We start from the raw sequence: 11943 nt of genomic DNA, 5'->3' as shown, positions 1-11943 counted from the left end.
TGTACCGTGGACGGTTGCCGCCGACGAGAGGACCCCATGTCCGAGCACCCGTCCTCCCCGGACACCGCCCCCGCCACCGCAGGCACGACCGCCCCTCCGCACCGCCTCGCGCGGTGGGTCTTCTGGCCCGCCGCCGTCCTCACGCTGTCGATCGCGGCCTTCGCGATCCTCGCGCCCGACGCCGCGACCTCCGTGTTCTCGACGCTGCAGACCACCGTCGTCAACACGTTCAGCTGGTACTACGTGCTGATCGCCGCGGTCTTCGTGGCCTTCGCCATCTGGATGGGCGTGAGCCGCTTCGGCGACATCAAGCTCGGCGCCGATGACGACGAGCCCGAGTTCTCGATGCTCGCCTGGATCTCGCTCCTCTTCGCCGCCGGCATGGGCATCGGCCTCGTCTTCTACGGCGTCGCGGAGCCGCTCACCCATTTCGCCACTCCGCGCCCGGGCGTCACCGGCACCGAGACGCAGCTCGCGCAGAGCGCGATCTCGCAGACCTACCTGCACTGGGGCGTCCACGCCTGGTCCATCTACGTGGTGGTCGGCCTCGCCCTCGCGTACGCGATCCACCGCCGCAAGCGGCCGGTGTCGATCCGCTGGGCGCTGGAGCCGCTGCTGGGCCGCCGGGTCCGCGGCGGCTGGGGCAACGCGATCGACGTGGTCGCCCTGGTCGGCACCATGTTCGGAGTCGCGACCTCGCTCGGCCTGGGCGTCACCCAGATCTCGGCGGGCCTGGAGGCGAGCGGCATCGTGGAGTCGTCGCTCACCGTGCAGATCGTGGTCATCGCCGTGGTCACGGGCCTGACCGTCTTCTCGCTGATCTCGGGCGTGGGCAAGGGCATGAAGTGGCTCTCGACCGGCAACCTGCTGCTCGCCGCGGCGCTCCTCGTTTTCGTGCTCGTCGCCGGCCCGACCCAGTTCCTCCTCCGCGAGTTCGTGCAGTCGCTCGGCAACTACCTGCAGAACTTCATCGGCCTGACCTTCACGGTCAGCGCCTACGCCGGCCGCGAGGGCGAGCAGTGGCAGGCCTCGTGGACCACGTTCTACTGGGGCTGGTGGATGTCGTGGGCGCCGTTCGTCGGCATCTTCATCGCCCGCGTCTCGAAGGGCCGGACGGTCCGCGAGTTCGTCGGCGGCGTGCTCCTCGTGCCGACGATCATGACCTTCCTCTGGTTCAGCGTCCTCGGCGGCACCGCCATCTACCGCGAGCTCTACGGCGACGGCGGCCTTGTCGGCGCCGACGGCTCGGTCGACACGAACCTGGCGCTCTTCTCGATGCTGCAGGGACTGCCCGCGGGCTCGGTGCTGACGATCGGCGCGATCCTCCTGATCGGCGTCTTCTTCGTCACCTCCGCCGACTCCGGAGCGCTGGTGATGTCGATGATCGCGACCGGCGGCGAGCCGGAGCCGCGCAACCGCATCCGCGTGTTCTTCGCCGTCGCGACCGCGCTGCTCGCCCTGTCGCTCCTGGTCGCCGGCGGCCTCGACGCCCTGCAGACCGCGGCGATCCTCTCGGCCCTGCCGTTCAGCGTCGTGATGATCCTGATGTGCGTCGCGACGGTGATCGCCTTCCGCCGCGAGATCCGCGCCTACGACAAGGCCCGCCGCAAGGCGTTCGTCGGCGACATCGGCACGTTCTACGGCCTCGAGGTCGAGGATCCGGCGGAGCGCGAGCCCGCCCACCCGATCAAGCGCCTCGCGCACCGCCTGAAGCCGGGGTCGAAGGAGTAGTCGGCTCGGAGGAGCAGCCAGGTCGGAGGAGGCCGGGCGCCGCTGGGGCGCCCGGCCGGCCGATCAGCTGGGCGACGGGATGAAGGGGTGCTCCGGCGGGTCCTGGTCGTCGCCGAGGCGGGCGTCGGCGCCCTGGTCGAGCGCCTCGTCGATCGACTCGGGGTCGTCGATCTCGGCCGGGTCCTCCGGCGGGACCGGCAGGGAGTCGCCGTCGGGGCGGGTGGTGTCGGTGACGTCCTCGGGGGCGTCGAAGCCGAAGCTGCTCATGGTTCCCTCTCCGCGGTGCGCCCGGGAGGCGGCGCCGCTGCGGGCAGCCTAGGTCGCGCCCCCGGAGGCGGTCACGGACTTGACGGGGCACCCGAGGGGCCCCGCGGGGTCGGCCCGCTCCGGAGGAGCATCCGCCCCGGCAGCCGTCAGTGCACGTACTCGAGCAGGTCGGCTCCGAGAGTGCGCATGCCCTCCAGCACCGCGAGGCGGTAGTGCAGGGTCGTGTCGTCGAACTGGGTGGCGACCGCGTAGGCGACTCCGGCGCGCGGGCCGCGGAGGACGCCGGCCTCGGCGCGGACGCCGACGTCGGTGCCGGTCGCGTTGACGAGCAGGACCCCGTGGTCGGGGTGGCGGTGCGCGAGCGGGTCGAGCCCGAACGAGGCGGCGACCATCGAGAGGTCGGTGCCGAGCGAGAGCCAGCCGATCACCCGCGAGCTCACGGCGGCGTCGACGATCTCGCCGTTCGCGAGGGTGGCGAGCAGCCAGGTCAGCTCGCGCGCGGAGCCGATCGAGAGCTGCGGCGCGTCGTCGGGACCGCGCTCGTCGCGCACGACGTCGAGCAGGGCGGTGCGGGAGAGGCCGAGCGCCTCCGCCCGCTCGCGCACGGCGTCGAGACCGACGCGGCGCAGCAGGACGTTGGTCGCGAGGTTGTCGCTGGAGGCACCGACGAGGGCGGCGAGGTCGGCGATCGGCATCGACGGCACCTGGAGGTGCTGCCAGAGCCCGGACCCCGAGACCGCGTCCGACGCGGTCCGGTCGACCAGGCGCAGGTTCTCCTGCGGCTCGTTCGCCAGCCGGGCGGCGACCTCGATCAGCAGCACGACGGTGCCGAGGGAGGCGGTGGGCATCGAGACGGAGTCGTCGACCGCGAACAGGGTGCGGCCGGTCGCCAGGTCGACGGCGCGCGCCGAGACGACGACCCCGTCGATCGCGAGACGGCCGAGGGCGTCGAAGCCGCGCTGGAAGTTCTCGCGGTCGCCGCCGCCCTTGTGGCGCCCCCGGCGGTTGCGTCGGCTCTCACGGCGGGTCTCGCTGGTGGGGATCACCACGGGTACGGCCCCTCTACGGGTCGGGAGTGCGGTCGTGCGGAGGGGGACCTGGGTCCTCACGCGCCGGCAGGACGCGCGATCGGCGGACGACCCCGCTGCATCGGTCGGCTCTCGATGCCCGGGGCTCCTCGTCCGTGGTGCGGAGGTGGTCAGCGGCGACTACCAGATGGTGACGCGCTCGCTCGGGGAGAGCCAGAGGGCGTCGCCTTCGGAGACGTCAAAAGTAGCGTAGAACTCGTCGATGTTCCGGACGATCTGGTTGCAGCGGAACTCGGCCGGAGCGTGCGGATCGATGGCGAGGAGGCGGATCGTCTCCTCGTCGCGCGACTTCTGCTGCCAGGCCTGCGCCCAGGAGAGGAAGAAGCGCTCGGCGCCGGTCAGGCCGTCCACGACGGGCGGCTCCTCGCCGTCCAGCGAGAGCAGGTACGCCTTCCAGGCGATGCCGAGACCGCCGAGGTCGCCGATGTTCTCGCCGATGGTCAGGGCGCCGTTCACGTGGTGCCCGGGCGTGGTCGCGGGAGCGAGCGCGTCGTACTGCGCGATGAGCGCCTTCGTCCGCTCCTCGAACGCGGCCCGGTCCTCCTCGGTCCACCAGTCGGTGAGGCGGCCGTCGCCGTCGAAGCGCGAGCCCTGGTCGTCGAAGCCGTGGCCGATCTCGTGACCGATGACGGCGCCGATCGCTCCGTAGTTCGCGGCGGGGTCGCGGGCCTCGTCGAAGAAGGGGAACTGCAGGATCGCGGCGGGGAAGACGATCTCGTTGAAGCCCGGGTTGTAGTACGCGTTGATCGTCTGCGGGGTCATGAACCACTCGTCGCGGTCGAGCGGGCGGCCGATCTTGCCGAGCTCGCGGGCGAACTCGAACTCGGCCACGCGGCGGGCGTTGCCGAGCAGGTCGGCCGGGTCGATCGAGAGGGCGGAGTAGTCGCGCCAGCGCACCGGGTAGCCGATCTTGGGCGTGAACTTCGCGAGCTTCTCGAGCGCGCGCTCGCGGGTGGCGGGACTCATCCACTCCAGGTCGACGATGGAGCGGCGGTACGCCTCGATGAGGTTCGCGACCAGCACGTCCATCGCGGCCTTCGCCGTCTCGGGGAAGTGGCGGGCGACGTAGGTGCGGCCGACCGCCTCTCCGAGCGAGCCCTCGACGAGCGAGACGGCGCGCTTCCAGCGCTCCCGCTTCTGCGGGGTGCCGGTGAGGGTGCGGCCGTAGAAGTCGAAGTTGGCGTCGACGAAGCCGCTGGACAGGTAGGCCGCGGCTCCGCGGATCACCTGCCAGGACAGCCAGTCGCGCCAGGCCGGGAGCCGGTCCTCGGTGAGCAGGCCCGCGAGACCCTGGAGGAAGCTCGGCTGGCGGACGACCACCTCGGCGAGCGCCCCCTCCGGAGCGCCCATCGCGGTGAGCCACACGCCGAGGTCGACGCCCGCGGCGAGCTCCTCGACCTCGGACCAGGAACGGAGGTTGTAGGTCGCCTGGCTGTCGCGGCTGCGGACCTTGTCCCAGTGCGCGGCGGCCAGGTCGGTCTCGAGGGCGACGATGCGCTCGGCGCGGGCCTCGGCGGCGTCGATGCCGGCCAGCGCCAGCATCCGCGCGACGAACGGCGTGTAGGCCTCGCGGACGGAGGCGAACTCCTCCTCGCGGTAGTAGCTCTCGTCCGGCAGTCCGAGGCCGCCCTGGTTGACGAAGACGAGGTAGCGCTCGGGGCTGCCCGGGTCGTTGTCGACGAAGAGGCCGAAGATCCCGGGGACGCCGGTGCGCTCGAAGGCGCCGACCGCGCGGAGCAGGCCGGGGATCGAGTCGACCCGCTGCACGGCGGCGAGGTCGTCGGCGATCGGGGCGGCGCCGAGCTCCTCGGCCCGCTCCTCGTCCATGAAGGAGGCGTAGAGGTCGCCGAACAGGCGCTCCTCGGTGCCGTGCTGCGCGGTCTGCGCCTCGACGATGATGTCGCGCACGGCCTTCTCCGCCTCCTCCTGGAGGACGTGGAAGGAGCCGTAGCGCGCCTTGTCGGCGGGGATCTCGGTGCGGTCGATCCAGAGCCCGTTGACGTGCCGGTAGAGGTCGTCCTGCGGGCGCGTCGCGGGGTCGAGTTCGGAGCGGTCGATACCGGAGCGAGGCGTCGTCGAGGTCATGGCGGACAGCCTACGTCGGGCCGCCGACACGGTGGCGCGAGGTGCGGCGGGTCGAGCGCGGAGCCGCGGAGGGCGGGCGCGGAGCCGCGGAGGGCGGGCGCGGAGCCGCGGACGGGAGTGCCCGGCGCGGAGCCGCGGGAGGGCCGGGCGCGCCTGCGTCCGGCTCGCGGGGGCGGACTGCTCCTGCGAGCCGGACGGTGGCCGACGGGGACGCCGGAGCGTCAGCGCCCGAGCTGCTCCTCGACGTACGCGCGGATCGGCGTGGTCGGCCGCCCGATCAGGCGGGCGAGCGAGCCGTCGGTCCCGCCGAGGAGGCCGTCGGCGATGTTCGCGTCGAGGCCGACGACGAAGCCGACTCCGCCCTCGGGGACGCCGGCGCCGGTGAGGACGCGGGCGTGCTCGTCGGAGGAGACGTGGCTGATCGCGGCGTCGCGTCCGGCGACCTCGGCGACGATCGCGGCCAGCTCGTCGAAGCTCCAGGCGGTGTCGCCGGAGAGCTCGTGCACGGTGCCGACCAGGGACGGGTCGGTCAGGGCGACCGCTGCGGCCTCGGCGTAGTCGGTGCGCGCGGCGCTGGCGACGCGGCCCTCGCCGGCGCTCGAGAGGGTGCTGCCGGTGGAGGCGAGCTCGGCGACGGTCTGCTCGTAGTTCTCGTTGTACCAGCCGTTGCGGAGGACGACGGCGGGGACGCCGCTGGCGGCGATCGCCTCCTCCGTGGCCTTGTGCTCGGGGGCGAGGATGAGCGCGCTCGTGGTCGCCTTCGGGGCGCTCGTGTAGACCAGGCGCGCGCCGACGCGGACGGCGGCGTCGATCGCGGCGGTGTGCTGCGCGACGCGCCTGCCGACCTCGGAGCCCGAGACGAGGAGGACGGCCTCGGCGCCGGAGAAGGCGGCGTCGAGCGAGGCGGGGTCGTCGAAGTCCGCGACGGCGGTGCGGACGCCGAGGTCGGCGGCGAGCGCCTCGAGCTTCGCGGCGTCGCGGCCGGTGGCGACGATGTCGGAGGCGGCGGTGCCGCGGGCGAGCAGGTGCTCGACGGCGAGACGGCCGAGGTGGCCGGTGGCTCCGGTGACGACGAGGGTCATGAGGGGTCCTTCCTGACGGGTGGGGGCGGGCGGGGTCCGCCGCCAGGAGGGTGCAACCGGCGCATCCTCCTCCTGCTTCCCGGAATGCAGTACCCACTATTTCGTTAGTACTGTCATCACCCCTGTCCCGAGGAGCGCCCATGACGATCGCCGACTCCCCCCTGCTCGCCGGGGACGTCTACTCCGCCGACTGCCCGAGCCGCGAGGTCTTCGGCCACGTCACCAGCAAGTGGGGCGTCCTGGTGCTCGCGGCGCTCGCTCCGGGCACGCTGCGCTGGGGCGCTCTGCGGCGCCGGATCGGCGGGATCAGCGAGAAGATGCTCGCTCAGACGCTGCGGATCCTGGAGGAGGACGGCTTCGTGCACCGCGAGGCGCGGCCGGTCGTCCCGCCGCACGTCGAGTACCGGCTGACGCCGCTGGGAGCGGAGCTGGCGGATCGGCTGCTGCCGGTCGTCGAGTGGATCGCGGGGAACGTCGGGGCGGTCCTGGAGGCGCGCTCGGAGGGCCGCCGGGAGGGAAGGTGAGCCTCACCTTCTTGTGAGAACGTTCACGTCCCGTTCAGGGAGGAGCCTCCACCCGGCGGCATCGGCGCCCCCTCCCCTTGCTTGCCTCGATCGCGTCTCCTGCTCGTGATCGAAGGACCTCCATGTCAGACACCGCCCGCCGCCCGCTCCTCCTCCCGATGGCCGGCCACGTGCGCGGCAAGCGCAGCCCCGTCACCTGCGCGCTGAAGTGCGCCAACGCCTGCTCCACCGCGACCTGCAACACGTCGCACAACAGCTACTTCCGCGACATCGTCTCGTCGCAGCTCTCCCGCCGCAGCGCCCTCGGCCTCGGCCTGGCCGGCGCGGTCACCGTCGCCGTCGCCTCCGCCGGAGGAGCGCCCACCGCCGAGGCGGCCGTGGCGACCGCGGCCGACGGCTCGCCGCTCGCCTTCACTCCGATCGCTCCGGTGCCGTACACGGTCGACCGGTTCACCGTCCCCGAGGGCTTCGCCTGGCAGCCGATCATCCGCTGGGGCGACCCGCTCTTCGCCGACAGCCCCGCCTTCGACATCGCCGACCAGACGGAGGCCGCCCAGGCCGCGCAGTTCGGCTACAACAACGACTACACCGACATCGTCGAGATCCCGGGCTCGAAGCGCCTCCGCGCCCTGCTCGTCGTGAACCACGAGTACACGAACGAGAGCATCATGTTCCCGGCCGCGCAGCTCGAGGCGGAGCCGGAGCGCGTGCGCGCCGTCGGCCGCGCCGCCCACGGCCTCAGCGTCGTCGAGCTGGTCCGCACCGCGGTCGACCGCCCGTGGGCCTACGTCCGCGGGGGCGAGCGCAACCGCCGCTACCTGCTCGACACCCCCTACGAGGTGACCGGCGCCGCCGCCGGCACCGAGCTGCTGAAGACGGTCGCCGACCCCGAGGGCCGCACCGTGCTCGGCACGCTCGGCAACTGCTCCGGAGGCACGACGCCGTGGGGCACGATCCTCTCGGGCGAGGAGAACTTCAACGGCTACTTCCGCGCCGTCGGCACGAGCGACGCCGAGAAGCGCTACGGCCTCGCCGACTCCGAGACCTCGCGCCTCTGGGAGCTCGACGACCCCCGCTTCGACGCCCGCACCCCGGGCTACGAGAACGAGCCGAACCGCTTCGGCTGGATCGTGGAGTTCGACCCCTTCGACCCCGACTCCACGCCGAAGAAGCACACGGCGCTCGGCCGGCTCAAGCACGAGGGCGCGAACGTCATCATCGCCCCGGACGGCCGCGTGGTCGCGTACCAGGGGGACGACGAGCGCTTCGACTACCTCTACAAGTTCGTCTCGACGAAGCGCTACATCGAGGGCGACCGCGCCCACAACAAGACCCTGCTGGAGGAGGGCGACCTCTACGTCGCCCGCTTCACCGGCGACTCCCCCGTGGCCGAGATCACCGGCACCGGGGCGGTCCCCTCGGACGGCGGCTTCGACGGGATCGGCGAGTGGCTGCCCCTGGTGCTGAACGGCGCCTCGACGATCGCCGGGATGAGCGTTGCCGAGGTGCTCGTGCACACCCGCCAGGCGGCGGACGCCGCGGGCGCGACCAAGATGGACCGCTGCGAGGACGTGCAGCCCAGCCTGGTCAGCGGCCGGATCTACGTGGCCTGCACCAACAACTCCGCCCGCGGCACCGAGGGCGCCAAGGAGGGCGCGACCGAGGTCAACCCGCGCACCGAGAACCGCGACGGCCACATCGTCGAGATCATCGAGGACGGCGGCGACCAGACCGGCCGCACCTTCACCTGGAACCTGCTGATGCTCTGCGGCGACCAGGCGCAGGGCGACGTCGTCTACTTCTCCGGCTTCCCGGCGGACCAGGTCTCGCCGATCTCGTGCCCGGACAACCTGGCCTTCGACTCGGTCGGGAACCTCTGGATCTCGACCGACGGCGCCCCGAGCGGCATCGGCTACAACGACGGGCTCTTCAAGGTCGCGCTCGAGGGCGCGACGCGCGGCAGGGTGGAGCAGTTCCTCTCGGTGCCCCGCGACGCCGAGACCTGCGGACCGATTGTCCACGACCTCGACCAGCACGTGTTCGTGGCGGTGCAGCACCCGGGCGAGGAGGGCACCTTCGAGGCGCCGACCTCGTTCTTCCCGGACTACGGATCGACGGCGGCGGGAGCGGTGGCGGCACCGCGTCCGACCATCGTGCAGATCCTGCCGGCCTCGCAGGTGGTGGCGCCGACTCCGACGCCGACCGCCGGGCCGACCACGGCTCCGACGACCCCGCCGACCACCGCGCCCACGGCGACTCCCACTACGGCGCCGACCGCCGGGCCGACCGCGGCGCCCACCGTTGCTCCGTCCCCGATGCCCACGACCGCGCCGACCGGCACTCCCACCCCGCTGCCCGTCGGCGGCTCGGGCGGCGGGCTGGCCTCGACCGGAGTCGAGAGCGTCGGCCTGATCGCGGGCGCCACCGCGCTCCTGGCCGCGGGCGCCACCGCGCTCGGACTCGGAGCGCGCCGCCGCGCGGCCGCCGAGGGCGAGGACGACCCGCAGGCGTGAGGCCGGACAGGGCCCGGGACCGATCGCAGGATCGGGGCCCGGGCCCTGTCGCGCTCGGGGACCCGCCGCTCAGGCCCCCGGGACCGGCGGGCCGGTGCGCCAGCGGAGGATCGCCGCGGCGTCGGCGTCGTGCGGCAGCGTCACCACGTCGATCCCCTCCGGGGCGGTGGCCTCGGGCGCGACCGGCCGACCCGGCAGCACCTCGTTCAGCACGACCCTCCCGTCCACGGCGACCGCGAAGAGGCAGCAGGCGCCCTGGGGGCGCCCGGCCCCCTCGAGCAGAGCGGTGAGGGCCCGGATGTCGACCTGGGGGGCGCCCTGGCGGGCGAGCTCGTCTCCGAGGGACGTGGCGCGCTCGAGCGAGATGTCCGGCGGATCCCCGGAGTCGATCGCGAGGTCGACGTAGAGCTGCGACACGGGCCGGGAGTCGCGGAGGAGCTCGGCCAGGGTCGGGAGAGCGGGGGTGGTGGTCACCATCGGGTCGTCCTTTCCTGTCGTGTCCCGACAGTGTCGGACGGCAGGAGCGGGAGGAGGGACGGGGTTGACTGCTCGCGCGCGCCTCAGAGCAGGCGGCGGGCGGAGGCCCACGCGGTGAGCTCGTAGCGGGAGGAGAGCTGCAGCTTGCGGAGGACGGCGGAGACGTGGGACTCGACCGTCTTGACCGAGATGAAGAGCTCGGCGGCCGCCTCCTTGTAGGCGTAGCCGCGGGCGATCAGGCGCATCACCTCGCGCTCGCGGGCCGAGAGCCGGTCGAGCTCGTCCACCGACTCCGCCTGCTCGCCCGCCAGCGCCCCGAAGGCGTCGAGCACGAAGCCGGCCAGGCGCGGCGAGAACACGGCGTCCCCGCCCGCCACCGCGAGCACGGCCCGGCTCACCTCGGCTCCGGAGCTGGCCTTGGTGATGTAGCCGCGGGCGCCGGCGCGGATCACGCCGACCACGTCCTCCGCGGCGTCCGAGACGCTGAGCGCCAGGAAGCGCGACGACGACCCGGCGCTGCGCCGCAGCACCTCGGCCCCGCCTCCGCCCGCACCGCCCGGCAGGTGCACGTCGAGCAGCACCACCTCGGGCGCGAGCGAGGCGACCAGGCCGACGGCGGAGTCGACGTCGGCCGCCTCCCCGACGACCTCGAGCTCGGGGGAGAGGTCGGCCCGCAGGCCGGAGCGGAAGATGGAGTGGTCGTCGACCAGCAGCACGCGGGTCACCGCTCGACCTCCGCGGGGAGCCGCAGATGCACCTCGGTGCCGGTGCCGCCGACTCCGGGGCGCACGGTCGCGCTGCCGCCCGCGCGCGCCATCCGGCCGATGATCGACTCGCGGATGCCGAGGCGGTCGCCGGGCACCTCGTCGAGGACGACGCCGGGGCCGCGGTCGCGCACGAACACGTCGACGCCCTGCACGGAGGACTCGAGGTACACCGAGACGTCGCCGCCCGCGTGCCGGGCCGCGTTCAGCACGGCCTCGCGGGTCGCGGCGAGGAGCGCGGCGGCGCCGGGGACGGACGCTCCGACGGCCACCACCTCGAGGTGCACGGGGTAGTCGAGCTCGACGGCGGCGGCGATCGCCCGGACCTCGGCGGCCAGGTCGTTGGCGACCGGGACGTCGCGCTCGAACAGCCAGTCGCGCAGCTCCCGCTCCTGGGCGCGGGCGATGCGGGCGACCTCGCTCGAGGCTCCGGCGCGGTTCTGGATGAGCGCGAGGGTCTGCAGCACGGAGTCGTGCAGGTGCGCGGCGATCTCGGCCCGCTGCTCCTCGCGCACGCGGGCGGCGCGCTCGCCCATCAGCTCGGACCAGAGGGTCACCACCCGGGGCGCGGCCAGCACGCCGGCGGCGATCAGCAGCACGCCGACGGCGAGCACCGCGTTGAGGGCGCTCGGGCGGCCGGTGAGCACGGCCGCTCCGGCGAGCACCAGCAGCGCGCAGGAGGCGAGGCGCACTGCGGAGCCGTACCGGGCGGGGCGGACGGCGTCGCCGCGGTCGAGCCCGAGGCTCCAGCCGACGGCTCCTCCCGCGAGCAGGCCGACGGCGACGAGCGCGCGCGTGATGTCGGCGTCGTCGCCGCTGTCGACGGTGATCAGCACGGCGAGCGCCGCGACGGCGGCGGCGAGGGTCAGCAGGCCGGCCACGGGAGCCGAGCGGCGGACGGCCGGATCCGCGTCGCGCGACTCGAGCGGCGCGAGGGGCACCAGCGCCCAGAGCCAGAGGTAGAGGAGCGCGCCGCCCCCGCCGAGCGCGGTCGTGAGGACGGCCAGGAGGCGGGTCCTCCGCACGCTCCAGCCGAGGTGGTCGGCGACCGCGGTGCACACTCCGCCGAGCAGCATCGTCCGCGGCCGCTGCAGCGGGGGGCGGACGGCGGTGCCGGGGACTGTGCTCACCCCTGCATCCAAACAGGTCGGCCGCACGATCGGGGGTGCTCTCGGGGTCGGATCAGGGGTTCCCCCGATGGTCCGGGCCGTGGGGCGCACGGGAGACTCGCAGCATGACAGGACAGAGCACGACCCCGCCGGGCTCCGCGGAGCCGGACGGCACGGAGGCGGCGAGCACAGCGACGACGCCGATCGGGACGGATCCGCGAGCGGCCGGCCCCGACAGCCCCGGCCCGGACAGCGCCGGCCGCTCGCGGATCCGTCCCGATCGGCGTCGTCGCTGTGCTCGCC

General features: G+C 73.6%; 10 protein-coding genes. 3 read left to right on the top strand and 7 right to left on the bottom strand.

Annotated elements, in window-relative coordinates; translation table 11 throughout:
- Window positions 1-36: 36 nt before the first annotated feature.
- Entirely contained in the window at window positions 37-1731 is a 1695-nt protein-coding gene (locus C5C59_RS15235; protein WP_104239473.1) for a BCCT family transporter, read from the top strand.
- 63 nt (window positions 1732-1794) lie between these two features.
- On the opposite strand, the gene C5C59_RS15230 is transcribed toward C5C59_RS15235, so the two are convergent.
- The 4 genes from C5C59_RS15230 to C5C59_RS15215 form a co-directional block, all read right to left on the bottom strand.
- Window positions 1795-1998, bottom strand: a complete 204-nt coding sequence (locus C5C59_RS15230; RefSeq protein ID WP_104222832.1) for a hypothetical protein — start codon at window positions 1996-1998, stop codon at window positions 1795-1797.
- Window positions 1999-2144: 146 nt separating this feature from the next.
- Entirely contained in the window at window positions 2145-3047 is a 903-nt protein-coding gene (locus C5C59_RS15225) for a serine hydrolase (RefSeq protein ID WP_104239472.1), read from the bottom strand.
- A 159-nt stretch (window positions 3048-3206) separates the two neighbouring features.
- Window positions 3207-5171 carry a M13 family metallopeptidase gene (locus tag C5C59_RS15220; protein ID WP_104239471.1) on the bottom strand — a complete coding sequence of 655 codons (1965 nt, stop codon included), beginning with the start codon at window positions 5169-5171 and terminating at the stop codon, window positions 3207-3209.
- 221 nt (window positions 5172-5392) lie between these two features.
- Window positions 5393-6253, bottom strand: a complete 861-nt coding sequence (locus C5C59_RS15215; protein WP_104239470.1) for an NmrA family NAD(P)-binding protein — start codon at window positions 6251-6253, stop codon at window positions 5393-5395.
- A 140-nt stretch (window positions 6254-6393) separates the two neighbouring features.
- Between C5C59_RS15215 and C5C59_RS15210 the strand changes: the two genes are divergently transcribed.
- Together C5C59_RS15210 and C5C59_RS15205 are read left to right on the top strand one after the other, a co-directional pair.
- Window positions 6394-6777 carry a helix-turn-helix domain-containing protein gene (locus C5C59_RS15210; protein WP_160033071.1) on the top strand — a complete coding sequence of 128 codons (384 nt, stop codon included), beginning with the start codon at window positions 6394-6396 and terminating at the stop codon, window positions 6775-6777.
- A gap of 122 nt (window positions 6778-6899) precedes the next feature.
- On the top strand, window positions 6900-9290 hold the full coding sequence (locus C5C59_RS15205) for a PhoX family phosphatase (RefSeq protein WP_104239469.1): 2391 nt from the start codon (window positions 6900-6902) through the stop codon (window positions 9288-9290).
- 69 nt (window positions 9291-9359) lie between these two features.
- On the opposite strand, the gene C5C59_RS15200 is transcribed toward C5C59_RS15205, so the two are convergent.
- The 3 genes from C5C59_RS15200 to C5C59_RS15190 all read right to left on the bottom strand — a co-directional run bounded on the left by C5C59_RS15200 (window position 9360) and on the right by C5C59_RS15190 (window position 11661).
- Window positions 9360-9767: a hypothetical protein gene (locus tag C5C59_RS15200; RefSeq protein ID WP_104239468.1), complete on the bottom strand. Its 408-nt coding sequence runs from the start codon at window positions 9765-9767 to the stop codon at window positions 9360-9362.
- Window positions 9768-9850: 83 nt separating this feature from the next.
- Window positions 9851-10492: a response regulator transcription factor gene (locus tag C5C59_RS15195; RefSeq protein WP_104239467.1), complete on the bottom strand. Its 642-nt coding sequence runs from the start codon at window positions 10490-10492 to the stop codon at window positions 9851-9853.
- Window positions 10489-11661, bottom strand: coding sequence for a sensor histidine kinase (locus C5C59_RS15190; protein WP_146083471.1), 1173 nt, complete (start codon window positions 11659-11661; stop codon window positions 10489-10491). Before C5C59_RS15190 ends, C5C59_RS15195 begins: the two co-directional genes overlap by 4 nt.
- Window positions 11662-11943 lie beyond the last annotated feature (282 nt).

The sequence above is a fragment of the Rathayibacter sp. AY1F4 genome (genome assembly GCF_002931775.1).
Taxonomy (GTDB): domain Bacteria; phylum Actinomycetota; class Actinomycetes; order Actinomycetales; family Microbacteriaceae; genus Rathayibacter.
This window is presented reverse-complemented; position numbering and strand designations above follow the sequence as displayed.